The organism is Micromonospora sp. NPDC006766, assembly GCF_040636055.1.
In the GTDB taxonomy this organism is placed as follows: Bacteria; Actinomycetota; Actinomycetes; order Mycobacteriales; family Micromonosporaceae; genus Micromonospora.
Map to the genome: position 1 here is coordinate 1 of NZ_JBEYIX010000057.1, position 25221 is coordinate 25221.

The following is a 25221-nucleotide window of genomic DNA, read 5'->3' on the forward strand; positions in this document are numbered from 1 at the left end:
GTTGAACGCCTTCGCCATCACCTTCAGCGACCGCTTCCCAGCCGCTGAAACCTACTAACCAAGATCGCCGGAAACACCGTTAGCGAGACAGCCCCGTTTGCCATGGCTGGTCTGCGATCGCGAGTGGGCGGCAAGCTATGGGTCCGCCGCCCATAGACCAGGTGCCGGAGCACGCGTGGCGTGCTCCGGCACCGGTCGCGAGCCGGCCGGCACCGGCTCGCCGTCATCTCCTCACAGGCGGGCCTTCAGGTAGGCGCCGGCTGCGAGCAGCTGCGTGCGGGCCGCTTCGTGGGTGGCGGTGCTGGCCGCCGCCGAGAACCGGTCCAGGGCAGCCTTGGCCTGCTCCGGCCGGCCCGCCGCCGCCGTACTCTTGGCCGCCTGGAGCTGGCCGAACAGCTGGCCGGCGAGATCCTCGCTGATCAGACGGTCCGCCTGGTACTGCCGCACCAGCGCCTGGGCGTTGTCGTAGGTGGCGACGATCTCGAAGGAGACCGTCACTTCCGTGACGTTGCCGGCCAGGTCGGTCGCCACGACGGTCAGCTTGTGACCGCCCGCCGTGGGCTTCGCACCCGCACCGCTCTCGATCGCCACCCCGTCCAGCCGGAGGGCCACCGAGTCGACGCCAGACGTGGCGTCCCGTGCCGTGGCGGCGATCGGCAGTGACCTGCCGAGGTCGTACTTGCCGCCGTTTGCCACACCGTCGACGGTCACGACCGGGGCCGTGGTGTCGACGGCCAGGGACACCGTCTTCGGCGCGGAGATGTTGCCGGCCTCGTCGATCGCCCGGAACCGCAGTTCCCGCCGGCCGTCCTCAACCTGGATCGGTTCGCGGTACTGGCTCCAGGCGCCGTCGCTCTGGGCGAACTCGATGCGGACCGGGCCGGGGCGGTCATCGGTTGCCGAGGCGGTGACCGTCGGCGCCGAGGTGTACCAACCGCGCTTGCCGTTCGGCTGCGCCGGGTCGATCGACACGGTCAGGCTCGGCGCCGTCGTGTCGAGGACCCGGAAGTAGTCGAACCCGACGGTGACCGGCTGGACCTGCTCTGGACCGATCGCCATCAGGCCGAACGACGTCATCACGGCGTCGTTGGTGACCGGCTGGCCCAGCGAGGTCCAGTTGATCCCGCCGTCGCTGATCTGGGCCGAGTAGGTGTTCCCACTCCGGCTCAGCCGCAGGTAGTACCAGCCGCTCTCGGACGAGTTGGCGATGTCGGTCGACCGGTTGCCGCCGTTGCCGAACTGCGCGTTGCGTTCCGAGACCAGCTCGGCGCGCAGGTTGGTCGGCGTTCCGGCGTTGTTGTTGGCCACGACGTCGAACTTCACGTAGTTGTCGTCGTTGTTGTAGACCAGGAGGCCGGCGAGCTGCCACTTGTGCAGCATGGTCGGCGTCAGCCTGGTCTCGATCGTCCAGTCACCGGCGGCGACGTCCGCGGGGATCTTCTGCAGGATGAAGTTCCGCGGCGAGGTGTTGCTGGTGCCGTTGATGTCGCCCGGCTGGGTCTCGATGCGCAGCGCGCCGCCGCTCACCGCGACCTTGGACGAGTCGTACCGCACCACCGAGTTCCACCGGCAGCCGTCGAGAGCGCTGCCGTCGAACTCGTCGCTGGGCGCGCGGACCCCGTCGTCCGTGCCGTCCGGCGTGATGGTGAAGTGATCGAACACGGCGTTGACCTGCGCCGTCCCGGTGTCCCCGGCAGCCACGAGGCCGACGGTCGCGTTCGGGATGACGTTCGCGGAGCCGGCGAGCGCCGTCCAGGTCTGGCCGTCGGCGGAGTACGCCGCGGTCAGCTTCTGACCGTCGCTGACCAGTCGCAGGTACGCGGTGGACGGGAAGTCCGCCGGCACACCCACGTTGGCGTGCCAGCTCCGCGTTCCGCCGGCCTCGGTCTGGAACTCCATGAGCCGACCACCCGAGGAGCTACGGGTGAACGCCAGCTTGACGTAGTCGTTGTCGGTGCCGTGCATGAGCAGACCGGCGTGCTGCCACTCGCGGTTGTGCAGGATGTTCACCTTCGTGGTGATCGTCCACGGCCCGGTCTTCGCGCGCTGACCGACGTAGCTGATCGGCCCGGTGTTCGCCTCGTTGATGTCACCGTTGGTGACCGGCAGCACCAGCCCGCCGTTGGTGACCCGCACCGGCAGGTTCGGCGCATTCCGCACCGTGGTCCACCGGCTGGTGTTGAGCGTGTCACCGTCGAAGGTGTCCGAGCCGCGGATCGCGCAGCCCGGAGCGGTCTCCGGCGGCACCGGGTGGATGGCATTGTCGACCAGGGTGAAGCCGGTGAACTTCACCTGGCTGGTGGCCGACGCGTTGTGCGCGGTGACCGCGAGTCCGATGTCCTGCGGGCTGGCCGCGCCGGGCAGCGTGACCGGGTCGCCGACCAGGGTGAACGACTTCCCGTCCTTGCTCCAGTACCCGTAGTACTTCCCGCCGTCGCGCACGATCCGCACCCAGGCCGGGTAGCTGGTCGTGCTGGCGCCGGTGCTTGCGTCGAGCTGGCCGTTGCCGTCGGTGTCGCGCAGCCACTCGAACCCGGAGCCCGCCCGCAACGTCATCGCCGCGTACCCGGGCGACTTGCCCGGCTTGGTGATGTCGTTGCGGACGATCAGACCTGCCTTGGCGGAGTTGTTCGTGTTCGTCTGGCTCTCGATCTTCACCGTGGCGGTCCAGGTGTTGCCGGCCGCCCCCGGCAGGTACACCGAGCCGTACTGGTCGGTGCCCTGCCACATGTTCTCGCCGCCGGCGTTGATGATCCAGGTGTCCCGGTCCGGCCGGTCGAAAGCGGCGGTGGTGTTGCTGTAGGTCTGCCACGATCCGTAGAGGTCACCGACCTCGACCTGCACGACGCGGGACTTCGTTTGGTAGCCCTTGTTGTTGGTCGCGACCGCGGTCAGCTGGTAGCGCTTCTCGGTGGAGGCGTTCCACTTCATGGAGTACGGCGCTGTGGTGTCGATGCCGATCGACGTGCCGTCGACGAAGAACTCGACCTTGGTGATCGTGTTCTCCGCGTCGCTCGCGGCGGCGGTCACCTGGGTCTCGCCCGGCTTCAGCTTGTCGGCCGGCGTCGGGGAGGTCACCGCGATCTTCGGCTTGGACGTCGGCGAGATGCCCTTGCCGTCGGCCTCGATGAAGTTCAGGCGCCGCTCACCCGCACCCGGGAACACCACGTACAGGGTGAACGTCTCGCCGGGGTCGGACACCTCGACCGGGACGTCCACGTAGCCGCTGCCGGTCGCCGGCACCTGCGCGGTGCCGAGCAGCTCACCGTCCGGCGCGCCCCGCCGCAGCTCGATCCTGCTTGCGGTGGCGGCCGACGCGCGCAGGACCAACCGGTCGACGTTGTGCAGGTTGACCGGGTCGTACGACGCCCAGGCGCCGTTCTGGCCGGTGATGGAGTTCCCGTGGCCCTCGACGTCCCGCGACGCGGCGACCGTCATGTTCGACGACTTGGCGAAGAACTCCGCCTCCCGCTGCTTGGGGAACATCAGGGTGGTGTCCGAACCGGTCAGGCTCGGGATGCCACCCGGCCCGCCGGAGTCGGCGTAGCGGCCGTCGAGCGCGTAGAAGACGTTCATGTCCTCGCCGTGCCCGCCACCGAGGTCGGCGACCACCTTGCCGGTGCGTCCGTGCAGCGGTTCGGCCGGGTGCGCGTGCTCGTCGTGGCCCATCGCCGGCTGGATCACCACGTCGGCGTCGTCGATCTGGGTGTCCTCGGCGTCGGTGACCGACAGGTCCCAGCTGATTTCGTCACCGAAGTCGAAGAACGCGCCGTTGGGCGGCAGGTTGAACTTCACCTTCGGCCGGGTGTTGCCGACCGTGATCGGCACCGTCGTCGTACCGGTCTTGCCGTGCGGGTCGGTCACCGTGAGCCGGGCGTTGTAGACGCCGTTCGTGGTGTAGGTGAAGGTCGGCTTCAGCTCGGTGGAGTCGACAGTGCCGTCACCGGTGAAGTCCCACTCGTACCGTAGCTGCTCGTTTTCCGGGTCGGTGCTGCCGGAGCCGTCGAAGCGGACCTGCAGCGGTGCCTGGCCGGAGTCGGGCGATGCGCTGATCTTCGCCGTGGGCGAGCGCGAGCCGGAGACGTAGTCGACCCGGTACAGCCCCGAGTTGGGGTTGTCGCGGCCGAACCCGCCACCCCAGTCCAGCACGTACATCGAGCCGTCGGGACCGAACTTGGAGTCGATCGGGGCAAGGAACTGCTGCTTCGGCAGGAAGGGGTTGACCTTCTCGATTCCACCCTTCCCGTTCGGGATGATCGAGTACATCTTGTTCCGCGCCCACTCGTAGAAGAAGGGCATGCCGTCGTAGAAGGCCGGGAACTTGGTGTCCGACTGCAGGTTCGGGTCGTAGCGGTAGAACGGGCCGCCCATCGGACCCAGGCCACCACCCTGCGGAATCACAGACGGCACCGAGGAACGCTTGTAGCCGTACCACATCGTGGCCGGCTTGGCCGGCGGCAGCTCGGTCAGGCCGGTGTTGCGGATCGAGTCGTTGATCGGCTTGTTGCAGTCGAAGTACGGGCCGACCGTCACCGGGTTCGTCCGGTAGTCCACGTCCCGGAACGGCTCGTTGTTGCCCATGCACAGCGGCCAGCCGTAGAAGCCGGGCTCGGTGATGAGGTTCCACTCGGAGATGCCGGCGGGTCCACGGTCAGGGTTGTCGTTGCTGTTGTCCGGCGAGTAGTCCGCCATCCCGATGGCCCCGGTCGCCGGGTCGATCGAGAACCGGAACGGGTTGCGGAAGCCCATCGCGTAGATCTCCGGCCGGGTCTTCGGCGTGCCCGGCGCGAACATGTTGCCCGCGGGGATGGAGTAGCTGCCGTCCGGCTCGGGGTGGATCCGCAGGAGCTTGCCGCGCAGGTCGTTGGTGTTGGCCGAGGTCGCCCGCGCGTCGTGGAACGTGCCGTCCCGTTCGGACAACGGCGCGTAGCCGCCGGACGGCTCGGAGTGCGGGTTCACGTCGTCGCCGACGCTCAGGTAGAGGTTCCCGTCGGGGCCGAACGCGAGGCCGCCGCCGGTGTGGCCGGGCTCGTCGGGCAGCCGGCGCGCCGGCACCTGCAGCAGGATCTTCTCGCTGGCGCGGTCAATCTGCGAGCCGGGCCCGACGGTGAGACGGGACAGGCGGCTGAAGAAGTTCGCCGGGTCGCTGTCGTTCGCGCTCGCCGGCGCGTAGTAGACGTAGAGGTAGCCGTTCTGGGCGAACTTCGGGTCGAGCGCGATGCCCAGCAGGCCGTCCTCACCGCCGGAGTACACCGGGATGGTGATCGCGGTGGAGGTGGTCTTGGTCCGCGGGTCATACACCCGGATCTGGCCGCGCACCAGTTCGGTGAAGAAGACCCGGCCGTCCGGTGCGACGTCCATGGCGAACGGGGCGCTGGTGTTCTGGTCGAGTGGGACCCGTTCGAACTGGTCCCATTTCGTGCCGCCGCAGTCGCCCTCGACCATGCCGGCCGCCCACTTGACGCCGCCGACGATGTGCTGCACCAGCGGCTGCTCGTTGGTGTAGTGCGCGCCGAAGTGGCCCATGCCGGTCATCCAGGCACGGCCGCCGTCGTAGGGCTTGCACCAGGAGATCGGGTGGTCGTATCCCATGGCGTTGCCGCCCGGGTTGTATGTCGTCTCGTCCATCGTGGCGAGCACGTGCGCGTCGCCGCGGACGTTGAGCGAGTAGTTGTACCATTCGTCGGCGCGCGCCCACCGCTGCGGCAGGTGCTCCGTCGACGGGTGGACGTGGTCCTCGACGCGGACGGTGCCCGGCAGGCCGGGGCTGTTGCCGGTGGCGGCGTGACCGGGCATCAGGCTCCCGATCATCTTGTCCCACCACGCGTAGTCGCCGCGCATGTCGGTCGCGTTGTGGATGGCGACGATGCCGTTCCCGGCGCGCATGTAGCGCTCCATCGCCGCCTTCTGGTCGGCGTTCCACGGGTCGCCGGAAGCCTGGAACATCACCAGGGCGTCGAAGTGCGCGAGATCCTCGTCGTTGAAGATTGACGAGTCCTCGGTGTGCTGCGAGGTGATCCCGGCCTTGGCGAAGGCGGCCTCCAGCACGGGAACGCCCTGCTCGATCGCCTCGGTGTGCCGGAACTGAGTGGTCTTGGTGAAGATCAGCACGTGGGCTTGGCCGTGCGGGCCCGGGTGTGCGGCCGCCGGCGCTGGGCTGATCATGGATAGCGCGAGCGCGCCGACGACGGGTATCGCGAACAATCGTCCCCACCGGGAACGCCAGGTCACGTTCATGAGATGCGGTACCTCTCTGGGATGCGAGGAACTACTGGTGTGGTCATGACCGTGCGGCGTGCCGGCGCCGTCGGACTGCGTGGAGTTGGCGGTCGGTTCTAGGGCATCACCGCCCGCAGGAACATCAGGCCGTCCACGGCGATCGCGTCCTGGCTCGTGGCGAGCGGACGCCAGATGGAGGCGGCCGTCGCGATCGCAGCGTTCTCCGCGGTGAAGGACTCGATGCACAGCGGACCCGCATAGCCCGCCTCGTCCAGCGCGGCGAGGATCGCCGGCCAGTCCATGTGGTCGGCGCCGGGCGCGCCGCGGTCGTTGCCGCACACCTGGACGTGTGCCACCCGGCCGGCCGCCGAGCGGATCGCCGCCGGGATGTTCTTCTCCTCGATGTTCTGGTGGTAGAGGTCCAGTGCGACCCCGCAGTGCGGCAGGTCGCCGATCGCCTCGAGAGTCTGGCCGATGGTGTTGAGCAGGCTCGTCTCGTAGCGGTTGAGCGGCTCGACGGCCACCGCGACGCCGGCCGCGCCCGCGTACTCGACGACGGGAGCGAGGCTCTCCCGCAGCTGCGTGTACGCGGCGGCCCGCTCGGCCACTGACAGCCGCCAGGTCCGGCCGACCGAGGCGTACGCCGGCCCGGCGATCACCGGCGAGCCGACGGTCGCGGCGGCGTCCACCACGGCGAACAGATAATCCTGCGTGGATCGGATGGTGGCCGGGTCGGCCGCGGTCAGTTCACGACCGGGTGGCATCACGAGGCACACGGTGGCGCCGAGACCGTGGTCGGCGAGAACCTGCGCGGCCCGCCTCGGCTCCCAGTCGCCCGGGTTCTCCACCGGGAGCTCGAGCACGTCGAAGCCCCACCCCGCCACCTTGGCCGCGAGGGCGGCCAAGGTGGCGTCGGTCAGCGGCGAGGTCCACACCCAGGTGTTGACCCCGACGGGGTGTCTGGTCACTTCCACGGCCCCGGGTAGCCCGGCATCTCCTCGCAGCCGCACATCGCGTAGTGCAGGGGCGGCATGTCCTGCTTGACGTAGTCCTTGACGTTGTCGCCGGTGATCCGCGGCTGCGGCAGGACCCACTCCTGCGGTACCTGCTCGCCCTTGAGGATCTTCAGCGCGGCGATGATCGGCGTACGCCACTGGTACGTGGGATATGTCGGCGCGATGGCGGTCAGGCCCTCGTCGGCCCAGAGCCGCAGGAAGTCCTGCTGGTCCTCACCGACGATGGCGGGCACGTCGACTCCGGCGTCCTGGAACGCCTCGACCGCGGCGACGGCGGTCGCGCCGGCGTCCATCCACACGCCGTCGATGCGACCCTCGCGCTGGATGTAGTCGGAAACGATGCTCTTGGTCTTCGCCGCGTCACCGTCGGTGAACTCCACGCCGGCGACCTTGAGCCCGCTGCCCGCGAAGATCTCGTTGGCGGCCGCCCAGCGCTGCTCGAGCACGTCCACGCCGGGCAGGATGCGCAGGGCGAGGATTTTGCCGCCCGGCTTGACCTTCTCCTTCAGGAACTCGGCGCCGTCCGCGCCGAAGGCGAAGCCGCCGATGGGGTGGACGAAGGTAACCGGGCAGCTGGTGTTGACGCCCCGGTCGAAGACGATCACCGGCACGCCGGTCTGGCACGCCTGCTCGACGGCCGGCGTCAGCGTGGCGGTCGTGTTCGGCGAGATGATGATCGCGGAGCACTTCTTGCCAGCCAGCGACTGGATGTCGCTGATCTGCTTGTCGTCCTTGCCCTCCGCATCCAGCACGGTGAACGTGGTGATCTCCGAGTGCAGCTTCACCTCCTGCTGCATGGTCTTGTAACCCACCTGCCGCCACGGGTTGTTCACCGCCGCGTTGGAGAAGCAGATGGTGTAGTTCCCGCCAGGCTTGGCGAACTTCGCGGTGTCGACCAGTTCCGGCTCGAGCATCTGCTCCCACGGCTTGCCGTCCGGGCCCTGGGGCGTGGCGTTGCGGAACGCCAGCTGGCGGTTGTACTCAGCCTGGTCGAAGAACTTCGACTTGCTCGTGTCCGAATTGGGTGAATCGGTGGCACTGGTCTTGCCTTCGGGCAGGTCGCTCGAGCACCCGGCGAGTGCCAGTGCGCCCGCGACGACCGCCAGGCCCCATTTCTTGGTCATTATCGTTGATCTCCTTATTAACCTTGGGACTAGGAGGAGGCGGGTTGCGTGGGCTGCGCGCTGCTGCGTTGTTTCGGCCACCAGCGCAGCCGCTGCCGTGCGCCGCTGCCGAGGGAGGCGTAGGCGACGGCGGCGATGATGATCACGCCTTGCACGGCCGACTCGAGGGCGCCGCTCACGCCGAGCAGGTTCAACAGCGCGAACAGTGCCTCCAGAGAAAGCGCGCCGGCGGCGGCCGCGACCACCGACCCGCGCCCGCCGCCGAGGAGCACACCGCCCAGCACGACGGCAGTGATCGCCCGGAACTCCAGGCCGTTGCCGACCTGCGCCGAGACGCCAGCAAACCCGCCGAGCAGGATCGCGGCGACCGCGGCGAGGAGCCCGGACAGGATGAACGCGAGCATCCGGAGCCGGTGGACCTGGCCGCCGGAAAGCCGCACGGCAGCCTCGTTGTCGCCGACCGCGACCAGCGCCCGGCCGGTGCCGCCGCGCATGAACAGCGCCGCGGCCACCAGGATCGCCAGCAGGATCAGCACCGACCATGGGACCTCGCCGAGCACCGGCACATCCAGGGTGCCGCGCCCGAACGTCCGGAACCCGGTGGACAGCGCGCCTCGGGGAGCACCACCGGTCCAGAGGAAGATCGCGCCGTCGAGCACGAGCAGCATGCCGAGCGTGACGATGAACGACGGCACGAGGAGCTTCGTCGTGACCAGCCCGTTGATCAGGCCGACCAGCAGGCCGAACCCGAGCACGAGCAGGATCACCCCCGCCGTTGCGGACTCTTCCCCGTTGATCAGCCGGGCCGCGATGACCACCCCGGCGGTCACCAGCGCACCAACCGACAGGTCGAACCCGCCGGAGACGATCACGAAGTACTGCCCGATCGCGAGGATCATCAATGGTGCGGCACGCTTGAGCAGCGCCAGGTAGCCGGACGGCTCGGCGTAGGCCGGGCCGGTGATCGCGAGGCCGATGAGCAGCAGGAGCAGGACGACGAGCACCGGCGCGGTGCCCTCGGCCAGGCGGGGGCGCCAGGTCATGTCAACCTCCCACGTGCGCGGTTTCCGATCATGCGGCGGGCGTAGAGCGCGACCGCGGTCACGAGTACGACACCGCGCACCACGTCCTTGAAGAACGGGTCGACTTCGAGGGCGTCGAAGATCGTGTCCAGTGTGGCGAGGATGAGGACACCGCCGATCGTGCCGATGACGCCGCCCCGGCCCCCGGCGAGCAGCGTCCCGCCGAGCACGACGGCGGCGATCGACTCCAGGTCGTACCCGGCGTCGGTGCCGACGTACGGGGCGCCCGATCCGAGCCGGCTGGCGAGGTAGATCCCGGTGAGTCCGGCCGCGACCGAGCACAGCACGTGCGCGGTGACGATGACCCGGCGGGTGGGCACCCCGGACAGCCGGGCGACCTCGATGTCGCCGCCGACGGCGTACATGTGGTAGCCGGGGCGGGTCCGCGACAGATACCACCAGGACAGCGCGGCGGCAGCCAGCATGAGCAGCGCCGCGACCGGCACCGGGCCGATCCGGTCATAACCGAGGTGCTGGAAGCCGCGCGGTACGTCGCCGGTCGGGCCGGTGTAGTTGTTCTCGAGGTAGCCGCGCAGGATCAGCGCCACGCCGAGCGTCGCGATGAACGCGTTGGCCTTGAGGACGGTGATGACCAGCCCGTTGACCAGGCCGACGCCGGCGGCCACGGCGAGCGCGAGCAGCACGCCGGGCACCACCATCCCGTCCCGCCCGGCCATCGTCTGCGCCGCGATCAGCGAGGTGAGGCCGACCAGGTAGGCGACGGACAGGTCGAGGGACCCGGTGAGGATCACCATCGTCTGTCCGATCGCCACCAGCCCGAGGGCGGTCGCCCGGGTGAGGATGTTGAGGATGCCGCCCTGGTCGAGCAGGACCTCGCCGCGCAGCCCGACGAGCACGCTGCCGATGACAAGCAGGGCGACGAGAGCGACGTAGACGATGACGGTCGGCGTGAGCCGGCTCCGCACACTCGACCGCGTGGCATCCTGCTTCAGCGGTAAGGTGTGCTCCTGAACAGTGCTCACGCCACCTCACCGATCCCGTGCCCGGTGGCCAGTGCCATCACAGCCCCCTCACTCGCGCCGGCGGGCAGCTCGCCGGCCAGCGCACCGTCATGCATGACGAGGATCCGGTCGCTCATCCCGATCAGCTCGGGAAGCTCCGAGGAGATCATCAGCACCGCCACGCCGCGCCTGGCGAGGTCGCGCAGTAGCTCGTGCACGGCCCGCTTCGCGCCGACGTCGATGCCGCGCGTCGGCTCGTCGACCACCAGCACCCTCGGCTCGACCGCCAGCCACTTGGCGAGCACGACCTTCTGTTGGTTGCCGCCGGACAGGAAGCGCACCTCCTGGTGCTCGCCTCGGGCCACCACCGTCACCAGGTCGAGCAACGCCGCCACGTCCGACGTCGCGCGGGAGCGCGCGCCGCGCAGCGCGGCGCGGCGCACCAGCAACGTGTTGTCGCGCACGGACTGGCGAAGTGCCAGCCCGTCCCCCTTGCGGTCTTCGGTGACCAGCGCGATCCCGTTGCGTACGGCGGTTCGGGGCCGGGTCACCCGCTGGGCCACCCCGTCCAGTTCCAACAAGCCGCGAGTGAACGGCTCGACGCCGAACACCGCGCGGGCGACCGCCGAGCGGCCAGACCCTTGCAGCCCAGCCAGCCCGACGATCTCCCCGGCGCGCACCTCGAGATTCAGGTCGCGCAGGCGGTCGTTGCCGGCGCCGCGCAACGCGAGCCGGACCGGCCCGAGCTCGTCGGGCACCGCCCGGTCCGGGTAATACTCGCCCAGGTCGCGGCCCACCATGTGCCGGACAAGGTCCTCCGAGGTCAGCTCGCTGGTCGGGGCGCAGGTGACGAACTGGCCGTCCTTGAGCACGGTGATCCGGTCGGAAAGGTCGAACACCTCCCGCATGCGGTGCGAGACGTAGAGGATCGCGATGCCCCGCTCGCGCAGCCGGCGCACCAGGTCGTAGAGCAGCTCGACCTCGTGATCGGCGAGCGCGGCGGTCGGCTCGTCCATGCCCAGCACCCGAGCGTTGGTCGACAGCGCCTTGACGATCTCCACGACCTGCCGCTGGGCGACCGATAGCGACGACACGGTGTCGTTCGGATCGATCCCGTCCTCGCCGAGCCAGTCCAGCAGCTCGCGGGTGTCGGCCACCATGCGCCGCCGGTCGACCTGCATCCGCCGCACGGGCTCGCGGCCGAGGTAGACGTTCTCGGCGACGGTGCGATGCGGCAGCAGGCTGAACTCCTGGTGGATGATCGCGATGCCGGCCCGCTGTGCGTCTGTGGGGCTGGCGAACGACACCTCGGCGCCGTCGACCTCGATGGTGCCGCCGTCCGGCCGGTGCACCCCGGCCAGCACCTTGAGCAGCGTGGACTTGCCCGCGCCGTTCTCGCCCATCACGGCGTGCACCTCGCCGCCACGCAGCTCCAGGTCCACACCGCGCAGCACCGGCACGCGGAGGAAGGACTTGGTGATCCCGGTCAGGCGCACACTCGTCGTTGTGCCGGGCGTCATGCCGGCACCTCTGTCCAGGCGCCGTCCGCGGTCGCGGAGGCCAGCACCGCGTCGGTGATCCGGACGGCGCGCAGGCCGTCCGCGAACGTTGGCAGGCCGTCCGGGGCGTCCCCACCGCGCACCGCCCGGTAGGTGTCGGCGACGAACGCGTCAAAGCAGTCCTGGTAGCCCTGCGCGTGCCCGGCCGGCAGCCGGACGTAGCGAGCGGCGGAGGGATGCAGCGCGCCGGGGTCACGCAGCAGCGTCTGGCCGCTCTCGCGCCGGCCGACCCACAGTCGCTCCGGGTCCTCCTGGTCGAAGCCGAAGCTCGCCTCAGTGCCGGAAAGCTCCAGGTGCAGCCGGTTCTTGCGACCTGCGGCGACCTGCGACACCATCAGCGTGCCGACCATGCCGGCGGTCGTGGTGAACTGCACGGCGGCCAGGTCCTCGGTGGGCTGCCCGGTCCTGCGGGCGCGTTCATGCACGACCGCGGTGCGCGCGGACAGCCGGGCGATCCGGTCGCCCGTGACGAACTCGAACAGGTCGCACCAGTGCGAGCCGATATCGGCGAACGCCCGCGACGGCCCGCCGAGCGCAGCGTCGACCCGCCAGTCGTCGTCGGACGGGCGGGACAGCCAGTCCTGGAGGTAGCTGCCGGTCACGCTGGCGACGACGCCGGCCTCGCCCGCGGCCAGCCGGGCCCGCAACTCGCGCACCATCGGGTGGAAGCGGTAGACGAACGGCACCGTGGCCACCCGATCACCGGCCGCCTCCACCAGCGCCACGGCCTCGGCGCTTCCCGTGGCGAGCGGCTTTTCGCAGATGACGTGCACGCCGGCGGCGAGCGCGGCGGCGGCGACGGGAGCGTGCGACGCGTTGGGTGTGCACACATGCAGCACGTCGATCTCGGCGTCGTCGAGCAAGGCCGTCACATCCGGATAGCCCTCGTGTGCGCCGACCGCGCGAGCCGCGGCGGCGGCGCCCTCGGGGCGCGACGCCACCGCGGCCACGACGGTCGCTCCGGCGCGGCGAGCCGCCTCCGCGTGCACCTGCCCCATGAACCCCGCGCCTATAACCGCCACGTGCAGCGTCTGCTGCTCGGATTCGAGCCCACTAGACGCCTCTGTTAGACCGGTCACAGACATGTCGACGACCGTAAACCCACTTATGGCGGCCGTCAACCAAAAGTTGGTCGACTGTCGCCAATACCGAGATGGTCAACAACTTAAGTCCCCGTGTCCGCCGACGGAACCCGACGGGCCAGCTTTAATTGGGGGATGAACCACGGGCAAAGCGCCGCGCCGACATCGCCCGGCGAGCTGCTACAGCTGCTGCGGGACGGGCAGGCACGCACCCGTGCCGAGCTGGCGGCCGAGACCGGACTGGCCCGATCGACCGTGCGCCTGCGTCTCGACGCGCTCATGGACGCCGGGCTGGTGGCCGGCCGCGGCAACGACGCCCCCACCGGCGGCCGCCCCGCGAGCAGGTTCGTGTTCAACCCTCGGGCGCGGGTCGTGCTGGCGGCCGACGTCGGGGCCACCCACGCCACCATCGCCATCGCCGACCTGACCGGTGAACCACTGGCCATCGAGAGGCTCCCGCTGGACGTCGCCGACGGCCCGGACGCGGTGCTCGACCTGCTCATCGACACCTGGCGACGGATGCGCGACAACCAGGACCCCGCCACCCCCATCGCCGGCGTTGGCATCGGGCTGCCCGGCCCGGTCGAGCACTCCACCGGCAAGCCGAACCACCCACCGCTCATGCCGGGCTGGAACGGATACGACGTGCCCACGCGGATCGCCGCCGACTTTGCCGTGCCGATCCTGGTGGACAACGAGGTCAACCTGATGGCGCTCGGGGAGCACATCCGCTGCTTCCCGGACGAGGCAAACATGATCTTCGTCAAGATCGCAACCGGTATCGGATCCGGCCTGATCAGCAACGACCAACTGCACCGAGGCGACGTCGGTGCGGCGGGCGACCTCGGACACATCCGTGCCCCGCACGGGGGCGACGTGCCCTGCCGCTGCGGCAACAGCGGATGCCTGGAGGCAGTAGCCAGCGGCCCCGCCATCGCAGCAAAGCTCCGCGCCGCCGGCCTCGACGCGACGACCAACGCCGACGTCGTGGCCCTGGTGCAGGCCGGCAACCCAATCGCCGGCCAAGCAGTACGGCAGGCCGGCCGGGACATCGGGGAGGTGCTGGCCGCCGGCGTCAGCCTGTTCAACCCATCGCTGATCGTGATCGGCGGAGCCCTCGCGCAGGCCGGTGAGATCCTGCTGGCAGGCGTACGGGAGTCGATCTACCGTCGTTCCCTGCCGCTGGCCACCGAGCGCCTGCGCATCGTCACCTCACAGGCCGGTGCGAACGCGGGCGTCGTCGGCGCCGCGGTGATGGTCGTCCAGCATGTCCTATCCCCTACCGTGCTGGACCGCGAACTGGCCTGAACCGGGACTACCCGAGTTGCGGGCGGCGTGCGAGATAGACCACATAGCGGTCGGGTGGTTGCGCGCCGACGAGCCTGGCGTACCGGTCTGTGGCGGCGGCGGCGCGGTCGCCAACGGCGACCACCTTGCTCAGCTGCGACCGCAGTCTCGGTGGCGCGGCGACTGTCACCCGCAGACCGTCGGTGGTGGCGAGGTTAGGCGTGTTCCCAGGGCAGTGGCCGGGCCGGCTCGCTGTCCTGCGGTGTGCTGATGCCGGCGATAAGGTACTGGCCCTCGGGACCACGCCGCTCGAAGTCCAGCAGCAGCGGCAGGCCGGCGTCCGGCGGTGCCGCGGCGGCGGGGCACGAGGCGAAGCAGTACTGCACGCCGACCGGTACCCTGCGGGCTGCGGCCATGTCGAACGTTGGCGCGTTGCCGAACGTGTAGTCCCACCGCGTGACGTGCAACCCCCGCAGCTGCCGGTACAACGCGTGGTAGTGCTCGACGAGCTTGCTGTCTTCGGGGGCGACGGCGGCCATCCACCCGGCCTCGTCCCCGGCGATTAAGGCCGCGCTCTGCGCAGTCAACCGCTGGCGAATCAGCGCCCAATAGTCGACCAGATGCCGGGAGGAGGACGTCGTCGGCGCGCTGGCACCGCCGGGCGGAGGAGGACACCGCAACTCGTCACAAGGAACAGTGCGGCAGCCAGCACGCCGACCAGGCGGCGGGATCGGCGTGGAGGAGATGAGACCGACAGCGCCGACACATCGATGGTCGCCATGGAGGCGACTCTAGCCATCCGCCTGCCGCAGCGGGGTCCCTCATCCCGACGCATCGGGCTGATGCCACGGACCGAGCGAACAAGTGCCGGACAGCTCGCCGCGGAGCCTGGCATGAGCGGCCCCCGCCCGCGGATCCCACTGCACAAGACCATCCCGCCGCGATTAAGGTGGGCCCGCCAAGGCCACCTCCACTGCGTCTGGCTCGGGTAAGGGGCGCGTATCCTTCCCACAAGGTGGGCAGCGCCCGGTTTCACGTAGTTCCTCCACCACGTCGGCTCGGGCACCAGCGGACCGCGGCCCAGGACGGCCATCCGGAGGCTGCCGAAGTCCGGCGCGAGAACGTCGAACCAGCGGGCGGCAACCGCATGACCCCGCTGTAGTGCGGATCGGCACGGGGTGTCCGTCCTTCCAGCGTTGACATCAGGCCGCCGGACGATCAGATCAGATGGCCGGCAGGTCGATGTCGTGCCGGCCGGCGACGGCACTCAGACGTACGATCTGGGTCAGGAGGTAGAGACATGGCCAGCGGCAGTGGTGCACCGCCTGGGTCACGGTACGTGGACCAGCGACATTTCGTGCTCGCTGCCTCCCTGTCCGACCTGCGCGGTCCGGTTCGCGGTGTGGTGACGCTCGATCGGTGGCTAAACTGGTCCGGCGACAGCACCTACGACCTCGACGACGCCGGTGATCTGCAGTTGATGTACCAGACGGTGCTGAACCAGGCTAATTCGGTCGACGACTTGCACCGGTGGCTGCACGGTCCCACGCTGCGCCGCTTGTGGCCCACCTTGTGGCTCCCGGCTCGGCTGCGGGCGTTGTGGCAGGCGCGCTTTCCCGAGCTGAGCACGCCGCCGCAGACGCTGGCCGGGTAGAAGTGGATCAAGCTGTCACGCTGTATCCAGAGCAGGGCTCCGGCGCCCGATGGCGACCAGTCGAGATGGGGAGACCCGGTGGAACATCTCGTGTTCGAACCGGGAGCGGCCCACCGTGTAGAGCTCCGGGCCCCCGAGGATCACCACGCGAACCAGGTGACTGGAGTGTGCCCGATCGGATGGTGGATCACCAGTTCCTAGCCGACCGCGGTGATGAACACACCGGCGGTGATGAACAGGTGTGAATCGGCCGCAAATGAGCCGATGCGGACCGCATCACAGATTCACACCGGCGAAGTAGAACGGTATCGCGACGATCGCGGCAACCAGCGGGTCCCACCGCCATGGCTGACATACCCGCCGCACCAACCGCAGAGGCCAGCGGTCATCGGCGTTCGGCGAAGTCCTGCGCTGACGCAGCCGCAGCCGGGTCTTCTTGTCCGCCGCATCGCCGGGAAACACAAGCCAGCCCCACCGGCCGGCCACCATCGCCCGCAGCCCGCTCAACCCTGCGCTGACCGCCGACAGCACCAGCCCGTACAGCACCGCACCCCAGAGGGCGTCGGCGACCGCCTTCCCGACCACCGGTTCGAGCGACACAACAACACCCATGCCACCGAACGCCCACAACGCGCCGAAGACTGTCCACGCGTAGCCTCGTTCCTGGTTCCGCAGGTTGGCCTCTACGGAGTGGGTCGGCCGCTCGACCGTCTGCCGGCGTAGCGTCACCCGGTCATCGGCCAACCCCGTCAACCAGACAACCGGACCTGCCATCAGGCGCACCAGACGACCGCCGGGGTCCGTGAGAAGATCCCTCGGACCCCGGTCGTATCTCAGAGCCAACCGCCTCGCCACCTACTCACCCTGCTGCCGCACGGGTGCCAGTACTTACAGGCCGTCTGGGCTCCCGCCGTGACAGCGTACCCGGTACCGGCGTACTTCCACGGATTGAATCTACGCTGAGCCTTACCGGCGGCCTTCTTCGCGTTCACCGCCGCCTTACTCAGCTTGCGCTTATTCTGCAGCTTCCGCGAGTTCTTCCCCGCCCTGTAGCCGGCCCGTGCATTCTGGGCGCTCTGATAGCCGGCTCGGGCCTTGTTCGCTGTCTTCGCCAATCTCATCCCGGTGCCACCGATGACAGCTCCGGCGATGCCCAAGCCACAGGAGACTGCCTTCCGCCCCTTGCAGGACGCCACCGCGTCGATGACTCCGAAGGCCAGCGATACCGCTCCCATCCACTGCAGACCAGGCACGAACGCCAAGACGCCGGTGACGGCCGAGATGGTGCCGGCATTCTGGATCAAGAAGGAGCCGGCCGATCTAGCGGCGGACGCTGCCGCGCCGGCGACCTTCTTGAGGCCGTTCTTGAGGGAGGAGAGGCCCCACTTTCCATCAAGGTCGAAGCAGTTGACTGGATCGCCAGAGCAGTAGTCGTAGGCGGTCGCGTTACCCCCCTCAGCGGGATCGACCTGCAGGAACCGGCCGATAGCCGGCAGATACAGCCGAACACCCATGAGGATGACTCCGCCGAGCGCCTCAGCGGACCGCTGTTTGCCGCCCAGCCAGCCGTACCGCTGGTCGGACTGTGCCTGCATCGGCGCGCCGAACTCGTCGTAGTCGAAAAGTTCGGGCTCGGTCAGCCCGGTGTCGATGGTGGCGGCCACGTCCCCGTGCAGGCTGCTCAGGTGCAGTCGGGTGCCACCGGCTGAGGATGTCGTGGCGACGAGATCTCCGTCAGGCGCCAAAACGTTCCGGGTGACCGTGCCCGTGGCATCCTCAAGGATCCATCGCGGCTTGTCAGAGTCGTCGCCGTAGTGGTTGAGCTTCGACGTAGTGTTGACCCAGGTTTCATCGACGAGGGTTTCGGTGGTGAAGGCCCGGAACCGGTGTGCGGGGTCGAGGGTCCAGGTCTGCCGGGTGTCGCCGAGCTGCTGTTGCTTGACCAGGTCGTTGGCGTAGTAGGTGTTGGTCAGCCCGCTCGGCAGGGCGGTGGTGCGGCCGAACTTGTCGTAGACGTAGCCGGCGTCGACCAAGCGGTCGGCGGTGTCGTAGCTATGGTCGTCCTCCGCATCGGCCGTGTCTTCCTGACACCCACCGTCGGTGCCCGGGGTGTAGGTAGCTTTGCGGGTGCGGTTGGACCGGTCGTCGTAGGTGTAGGCGCGGGTGACGCAGCCACCGGTGATGGCACTGTCGTGCCGGGTCTTCACCAGGCGGCCGAGCCGGTCGTAGTTGTAGTTCTTGGCGCCGCCGGTGTAGGAGTGGTTCACCCACTGGCCGGCGGTGTTCGCTACCACGGATTCGGAGTAGATCGTCTCGCCGTCGGAGTCGCGGGTGTAGGTGCGCTCCACCGCTTGCAGGTTGGCGTCGAGGCGATCCGTGCGAGTCAGACCGCCCGGGTATTTCAGCTCAGTGAGCTGCCCGTCGGGTGAATACTTGGCTCGGAAGGTGCCGGCCACGTTGTCGGTGACGCTGGTCAGCAGACCGCGCGGTTCCGTGTTCCGGTCATAGGCGTAGGTGGAGTAGCCGGTCGGATCGGAGACCTTGGCCGGCTTGCCGTACCGGTCGAACTCGTTGACGGTCCGGCCACCGTCCGCGTCGGTGTACACCGCGAGCCGGCCCAGCAGGTCGTACTCGCGGATAATCTTGGAGCCGTCAAAGCGGGTCTCGATCACGTTGCCCGTGGCGGTGTCGTAGACCGTGGTGACCGAGCCCAACGACCCACCGAGGTCGTTGGATACCGAGGTGGTGCTGACCCGGCCGGCTGGGTCGTAGTTGGTGGTGCTGACCCGGTAGGCACCCTCGACGTGGTCGACGACCTTCTCCGGGTCACCCCACCGGCTGTACCGCTCGATGTTGCGCCACGGCAGGCTGCCAGGCATCCTGGCCGAGTCGTGGCCGGTGATCGCGCCGTTGGCGTTGGTCACACATGGCTGGCCCGCCCACTCCGGCTTGTTCCCACACGACGCCTGGCTCGCGTTCGGACCGGCCGTGTAGTAGATCGTGGAGCTGCCCTTCGCGTCCGAGCCGGACGAACCGATGCCCCAAGATTTGATTACCCGACCCACGCTGTCGTACACCGTGTACGCGGTCAGGTTCTGGCCGCCCGGCCCGGCATCGGCGATCACCTTGGTCGGGGCCTTCAACACCCAGCCGGAGGCACCACCGTTGTGCGCGTCGTAGCCATTCTTGCTGACCCGCACGTCCACGTCGGGATAGCCGACGATCTGTGCGCCCTCGCTCTCGGTCGTCACCAGGTGATAGGTGGCGCCGTCCGGCTTGCCCTCGTCGTAGGTGTTCACCGTGTGCGTCCGGCCGATCACCGTGGCGCCGGCCGGCATCGCCTGCAGCGGCCCTGCGCCGTCCGGGTCGGCGACCGGGTTCTCCAGCACCATGGTGACAGTGGGGCCAAGAGTGTCGACCAGATCGATCCCGTCCGCGCTGTACGTGTTCACCGTCGACAGCGCCAGAGCCCGGCTGGCGGTGTCCGAGCCGGCCAGACCCAGCTCGGCAAGGTAGGTGTCGGCGTTGGGCAGGGTGCCCAGGGCGAGGGCCCGATCGCTGGCCTCGAGGGTGCGGATAACGTTGCCGAACCGGTCGTACTCCTGGGTGTCGATGTGCCCGCCGGGGGTGGCGGTGTTGACCTCCTTGCCGCCCGCGGAGAGGTAGTGCACGGTGGCGTAGGGATAGCCGCTGGCGCCGGGCGAGGTGGGGGTGGCCCGGTTACGACCGGGGCTGTCCTCCGGCCCGTACACGGCGGTGGCGTCGGTGGGCAGGTCGATCTGTCCCCAGGTGGCGATGGAGGCGGCGCCGAGGTTGTAGGGGCCGCCGGCGGCTTGGGTGAGCGGCACGTTGTAGACGACGTTGGTGGCGAGTTCGCCGTCGGTGGTGGTCTTGGAGCCCTGCTGCAACGCGGCGCGGCGGACCTTCAGCAGCCGGCCGGCGTTCTCGTCCCCGGCCAGGGTGGCGACCTGGTCGGCGGTGAGGGCTTTACCGTAGATGCGGACGTCGTCGATGCCGCCGTGCCAGGTGTTGGTGAAGGTGCCGTTCCACTGGGCCCGGCCGATGATGTACCCGCCGGTGGCGTTCCAGCCGCCGGTCGCGGCGGTGGTCGACTGCGGGACCCCGTCGACGTAGAGGGTCATCTTCCCGGCGGCGGTGTCGTAGACGCCCGTGAGGTGGGTCCACCGGCCGAGCACCGGCGCGGTGTTGGACGAGGCGCGGATCGGCAGCGACGTCGCGCTGTCGGTGTCCATCCGGGAGAACGCCCACCGGTCGGTGGCCTGCACGTAGTTGAGGAAGAACCCGCTGGTGTACGACCCGTTCTTGGACACCGCGGTCCGGTTGACCGACTTGTCGGTCAACCGCACCCACGCGGAGACGGTGTAGGAAGACGTGTTCGACAGGGCGGTGCCGGCCACCGTGATCTGCTGACCCGACGTCCCGGTGAACGTGGCCGCCTTGTCGGCCGGGTTGTTCGGGTCGTTGCCCTGCCCCCAACCGACCCCGCTGGCCATCGTGCCGGTCCGGCCGCTACCGGAGGAGTCGGCGACGGTGGTGCCGGACCCAGCGTCCAGATCCCAGCGCAGCGCCGCGGCGTCGACGTCCGGGTTGCCGTAGTCGAACATCCAGGGCAGCTCACCGGCCGGGGTGGCCTTGCTGACCCGGCCGGCGTTGTACTCGTAGCTGGTCTTCAAGGCGGGGCTGACTCGGGGGTCCCAGACCTCGCGGAGCTGGCCCAGGTTGTCGTAGGCGTACTTCGCGGTCTGGACGGCGGTCATCGCCGAGGTGTTCGGGTCCCAGGTCCACAGCTTCACCCCGGAAACGCGGTCGGTGTAGTCGCCGAACACAGTCTGGCTGAGCCCCGACGTGGTCGTGGTGGCGTACTCGTATTCGAGGACCTCGCAGCCCCGGGCCGGGGTCGCGGTGGTGCAGTTGTTCGTGTCGTCGACTCCCGGCTCGACCGGGTTGATCACCTTCTTGAGCAGCAGCCGGCTACCAGCGGTGTCGTAGAGGTACCGGGTGGTGCTGACGGACTCCGGGGTCCACGACGAGGTGGCCGCCCAGATCCCGCCCTGCACGGTGAACTCGGTGACCGTGCCATCGGCCTCGGACAGCCGGTACGCGGTGCTGCCGACCTTGGCCAGCACCATCCCCTCGGCGCCCGGCTCCGGGGTGTAGCTGACCCCGTCCGGGTTCTTCGCGAACGTGATCCACCCCCCGCCGATCGTGTTGACCTGGGCCAGCGACGGCTCGGGCAGGGTCACGGTCGTGTAGTCGACGTCGGCCGCGCCGCCCGTGGCGCCGCCGGTCCAGGCCGGGCCGAACGGGGCGACGATCTCGGTCATCGACAGGTTGTCCCAGTAGACCTTCTTCCCGGACCCGCCCTGAGTGCCGTTGTATAGGCGGAAGAACGCCTCGGTCGCGCCGGCGGGCACGGTCATATCGACCGACAGTTCCTGCCAGCCGTCGGTGTAGGCGGCCATCGGTGAGGCGACCTCGGTGACGGTGGTCCCGACCTTGTAGAAACCGACGATCCGCAAGCCACGCGTAGTGAATTCGGGCACCAGACCGGTCGCGGCCGGCACGTAGATCCAGCCGGTCATCCGGTACGTGCGCCCCGCCACCATGCCCAGCCGCATCCCGCCGCCGTCGCCGCCGACCGCGACATAGGTGTCGTTGCTGGTGGTGGTGACCGGGGTGATCTCCAGCGACGCGACCGGGGTCACCTCACCCTGCCCCCGCGCGGTCGACCGCGCCGCCGACGAGGTCGACGGCGTCGTGAACCCGGTCAGGTCGGTCGACACCTGCTGCTGGTTCGCGGTCAGCAGCTGCCCCATCGGCTGATAGCCATCGGTCGGCTTGCGCGACGACGATGACCGGCCCACCGACAGACCCAACTCGTCGGAGTCGGTGGAGGAGATTCCGTAGTCGCCGGTGAGCAGGTTGACCGAGCCCGGACCGATGTCGTCGCTCGCCGCGCCGTCACCGCTGGAATCGACCGACACCCGCAACCACGGCGTCGTGTAAGCGGGGGTGCCACCGGTGGCAGTGTAGATCTGCGCCCGCAGCTCCACGACACCGCCGACCAGACCAAGGGTGTCGGCGGCCGTCCAGATCGCGTACCCGCCCAGCGTGGACAGGGTGACCGGGCTGGCGGCGGTCGCGGTGATCGGCGCGCCGGTGGCCGAGGTCAGGTTCGCCGACGGCACCGGCAACGTCGCCCCTCCCGGCCCGCGCCGGTATTCGAAATAGGCGCGGGTGTAACCGGCCACCGGGGTGGTGACCTGCAGCTTGGTGCGTTTGACGATCGTCGCCCCCGGGAGGGGCTGCGCCAGCGCCGCCGCGCCCGCCTCGAACACGTAAAGGTTCGGGCTGGACAGGTTCCCCGCGGAGTCCTTCGCCTGCACCGTCAACGTGCGATGCCCGTCCCGCGGGCGCAACGTCACCGACGTCGCGGCGGTGGCCGGCAGTGTCGTCGCCGAGGACTCGTAGTCGAACTTGTACACGAACGCCGCCAGATCGTTCGTCCCCGACGCCGGGGTGAAGGTGAATGAGTCCGGTGCTTCCGCACCGCCGTGCGGCTGCCCATCGTTCTTGTAGATGCCGGCGGACACGAACGGCACCCCGGGCTTGACAGTGTCCACCGTCACCGTCGACCACCCGGTCCACGCGCCATAGACGTACGGGTCCTTGGCGCGCACCCGCCACTCGTACGCGGTGTCGTTGACCAGGTCGACCGGCACCTGCCACGACGCGGTCGACCCGTTCGTCCACGCCGGGCTACCCGACCGCAACCCCGACGAGGACACCGCCGCCTGGGTGGTCTTGTTCCGCACCTCGTACTCGGCCTGCAACGCCTGCCCGGCGTCGGCGTCGGCCAGCTTCGCCGACAGGGTCGGCCGCACCGCCGACGTCCGCGCCCCCGCCCCGCACAACGTGTAACACGGTGCGACGGCGAGGGCCGACGGCGCCCCTGGCGCGCTGTTGTAGGTGATTGACACCGACGGTGGGTGCGTTCCCTCGGCGGAGTCGAACCGCTTCCACGACAGGTGATTCGTCTCGCTGGTCCCGCGCAGCATCACGCTCGCGCTGGTCTGGTTGTTGTCGGCGGCGTACTGCAGCGCCCCTCCGACCTCTATGTAGACGTAGCCGTCGGTGCAGGACGAGTTGTAGCCCTTCGTCTCCGTCGACGTGCCGACCTTCGCCCGTGCGGTCGGCTGGTTCGTCCACCGCACCGACGAGTCCACGTAATCGGTCCGCCACGCCTCCCACGACGCGGCTGTGCACGACCACGAGTGGTGGTTCCACAACTTCAGCTTCGCCGTGATGATCCGGCTACCCGCGAACCCGGTCGTGTTGAACCGCAGATACGACCGCGCCGTCCGCGACACACCACCATCATCGGAGTAACCCAGCTTCAACTCCGGCGCACCCGACTGGTCACTGGAGTAGTCCGTCTGCACGAACGCGTCAAACGACGGCGACAGCGACGTCGGCGGGTCGATCGTCACCGGAAAATCCAGATCAGTGCGGGCCAGGAACGCCGCATCCGGCGTCAGCTCCACCACGACGCGGCCGGCACCCTTGGCGAGGGTGCGCAGCCCGACCCTGCCCCGGTTGACATGCTCCAAGGACTGCGGGCTCGTCTCGGCATCCCACATCAGCGGCGTCTGCGCCCGGCCCACCTGCCGGCCCTTGGCGTCCTTCAACACCAGCCCGCCCATACCGTCACCGACCGCGGACAGCTTGCCAGTCCGCATCGGCAGGCTCAGCTTGCGCACCTGCGCCAACCCGGCCCGGTCCTTCACCACGAAATGCTGCTCGAAGCCGGTCGCGTGGGCGTGGAACACGAGGTCCACACTCGGCAGCACGTCGGGGTAGGTGATCGTCCGGCCGTCCAGCACCGGCTCCGGCAACGGTCCCGCCCACGCCAGGGCGGCCCGGTCGTCGCCCTCACCCACCGCGACCAGCTCATGCTCACCGACACCCGGCGCGGCGCCGGAAAAGGCGAGCGCCCGCGGGTGCGCCTTCGGCGCGACCGACCCGTCCGCCCGACGCTCCAACGTCAAATCCACCGGCACCCAACGGTCACCGTCACGCACCCGCACCGGCGCCAGGGACCGCTCCTCCGTCACCGTGCCATCAGGATTCACGAACACCTGCGTCGTCTCCGACCGCCGGCCCGCCACCTCCACCCGCGCACCGCACAGCTTCGCCGCGACCGCAGCCGATACCTCGTCCGTCCGCTCATCCGGACATTTCGGCTTCGCCGCCGCCGCTGGAGGCGCCGCCTGCGCCGGACTGGCCGGACGCGCCGGCACATCCGACAACGTCGCCACCAACACCAGCGACATCACCATCGCCAGCCGGCGAGCCCAACCGGCGAACCCCGCGCCGGCCCAAGTGATGAACACACGCGACTGCCAGCGATGCGTCGGCACGGCGCCCTCCCCGTTGTCGCCCCACAGTCGAGGCGAGCCGAACATAGATTGCCACTGATCTATTAATCAAGATCTTGACAATTCGCTCAGTCACAGGTACAGCACCGAACGTAATGCGGCCCGTTGGGAGAATCCCGAGCCATCCGCTACCAGCGGGCCTTGCGATACCAACGGCGAAGGTGCCGTGGGCGCAGCCCTCCAGCATCCTTCCCGACGCCGAACAGGCGCGGACGCTCGATGCGCTGCGCTCATCCCGGCCCGCCGACAAGGCCCCAGGGCAAGCTGGGCGAAACCTGACCAGACGCTGTGAAAAATCGAAAATCAGCCAAGAGTGGCAGGATAAGTGAAGATCATGTTCGCGGCCGAACTGAGGACCGCCTCATCAGAAAGGCACGCCGCTCCACTGTCAAGGAACAGCGGGTGCGACCCAATGGATCGATGATCGCCGTGGATGCTGCTGCGGTTGAATCACGCGCCGACCGGGATGACGCGGTCCGACTCCAGCCTCGTCCCCGGCGGTGCACCACGCTTCGGCTGACAGCAGACCGAGACGGACGATTCGCACCAGGCAAACCGGACAACCCTCTTCTAGGGGCCTCTCGCCGCCGGGTCCCGCTCTGCGCTGTCGAGCCCACAGATCTTGCGAGTAGCCGAATCCTGCGGATAGCTCCATCGTTAACGACTCATATCGAGATCCATGATTGCAAGGAGGTCCTGTTGCAGTACGCGGCGGAACTCGACAGCCCCGATCTGCTCGGCTGGTGGATACGGCAGCCGAACCGGCGTGGCCGTCTG

The 25221-nt window shown here is 69.1% G+C and carries 12 protein-coding genes; 2 read left to right on the top strand and 10 right to left on the bottom strand.

Annotated features, from left to right (window positions below):
- Positions 1 to 231 precede the first annotated feature (231 nt).
- The 7 genes from ABZ671_RS28210 to ABZ671_RS28240 form a co-directional block, all read right to left on the bottom strand.
- Positions 232 to 6204: a ThuA domain-containing protein gene (locus ABZ671_RS28210; RefSeq protein WP_357863817.1), complete on the bottom strand. Its 5973-nt coding sequence runs from the start codon at positions 6202 to 6204 to the stop codon at positions 232 to 234.
- A gap of 131 nt (positions 6205 to 6335) precedes the next feature.
- Complete coding sequence (locus ABZ671_RS28215; RefSeq protein ID WP_357863819.1) at positions 6336 to 7187, bottom strand: sugar phosphate isomerase/epimerase family protein; 852 nt, start codon at positions 7185 to 7187, stop codon at positions 6336 to 6338.
- Positions 7184 to 8359, bottom strand: coding sequence for an ABC transporter substrate-binding protein (locus ABZ671_RS28220; protein ID WP_357863821.1), 1176 nt, complete (start codon positions 8357 to 8359; stop codon positions 7184 to 7186). Before ABZ671_RS28220 ends, ABZ671_RS28215 begins: the two co-directional genes overlap by 4 nt.
- A 29-nt stretch (positions 8360 to 8388) precedes the next feature.
- Positions 8389 to 9402: an ABC transporter permease gene (locus ABZ671_RS28225; RefSeq protein WP_357863823.1), complete on the bottom strand. Its 1014-nt coding sequence runs from the start codon at positions 9400 to 9402 to the stop codon at positions 8389 to 8391.
- A complete protein-coding gene (locus tag ABZ671_RS28230) occupies positions 9399 to 10424 on the bottom strand; it encodes an ABC transporter permease (RefSeq protein WP_357863825.1) in 1026 nt (341 codons plus the stop codon). Before ABZ671_RS28230 ends, ABZ671_RS28225 begins: the two co-directional genes overlap by 4 nt.
- Positions 10421 to 11923, bottom strand: coding sequence for a sugar ABC transporter ATP-binding protein (locus ABZ671_RS28235; RefSeq protein ID WP_357863827.1), 1503 nt, complete (start codon positions 11921 to 11923; stop codon positions 10421 to 10423). Before ABZ671_RS28235 ends, ABZ671_RS28230 begins: the two co-directional genes overlap by 4 nt.
- On the bottom strand, positions 11920 to 13047 hold the full coding sequence (locus ABZ671_RS28240) for a Gfo/Idh/MocA family oxidoreductase (RefSeq protein WP_357863829.1): 1128 nt from the start codon (positions 13045 to 13047) through the stop codon (positions 11920 to 11922). The genes ABZ671_RS28235 and ABZ671_RS28240 overlap by 4 nt, the downstream gene beginning before the upstream one ends.
- Positions 13048 to 13179: 132 nt before the next feature.
- Here ABZ671_RS28240 and ABZ671_RS28245 point away from each other — a divergent pair, with 132 nt between their 5' ends.
- Positions 13180 to 14352 carry an ROK family transcriptional regulator gene (locus ABZ671_RS28245; protein ID WP_357863831.1) on the top strand — a complete coding sequence of 391 codons (1173 nt, stop codon included), beginning with the start codon at positions 13180 to 13182 and terminating at the stop codon, positions 14350 to 14352.
- Positions 14353 to 14546: 194 nt separating this feature from the next.
- On the opposite strand, the gene ABZ671_RS28250 is transcribed toward ABZ671_RS28245, so the two are convergent.
- Positions 14547 to 14870: a hypothetical protein gene (locus ABZ671_RS28250; RefSeq protein WP_357863832.1), complete on the bottom strand. Its 324-nt coding sequence runs from the start codon at positions 14868 to 14870 to the stop codon at positions 14547 to 14549.
- A 761-nt stretch (positions 14871 to 15631) separates the two neighbouring features.
- On the opposite strand from ABZ671_RS28250, the gene ABZ671_RS28255 reads away from it, so the two are divergent.
- Positions 15632 to 15985, top strand: a complete 354-nt coding sequence (locus ABZ671_RS28255; protein ID WP_357863834.1) for a hypothetical protein — start codon at positions 15632 to 15634, stop codon at positions 15983 to 15985.
- Between the two features lie 276 nt (positions 15986 to 16261).
- Here ABZ671_RS28255 and ABZ671_RS28260 read toward each other — a convergent pair whose 3' ends face one another.
- Both ABZ671_RS28260 and ABZ671_RS28265 read right to left on the bottom strand, forming a co-directional pair.
- Positions 16262 to 16759 (bottom strand): hypothetical protein, encoded by a 498-nt coding sequence (locus ABZ671_RS28260; RefSeq protein ID WP_357863836.1) that lies wholly within the window; start codon positions 16757 to 16759, stop codon positions 16262 to 16264.
- A gap of 59 nt (positions 16760 to 16818) precedes the next feature.
- Positions 16819 to 24399, bottom strand: a complete 7581-nt coding sequence (locus ABZ671_RS28265) for a LamG-like jellyroll fold domain-containing protein (protein ID WP_357863838.1) — start codon at positions 24397 to 24399, stop codon at positions 16819 to 16821.
- Positions 24400 to 25221: the final 822 nt, after the last annotated feature.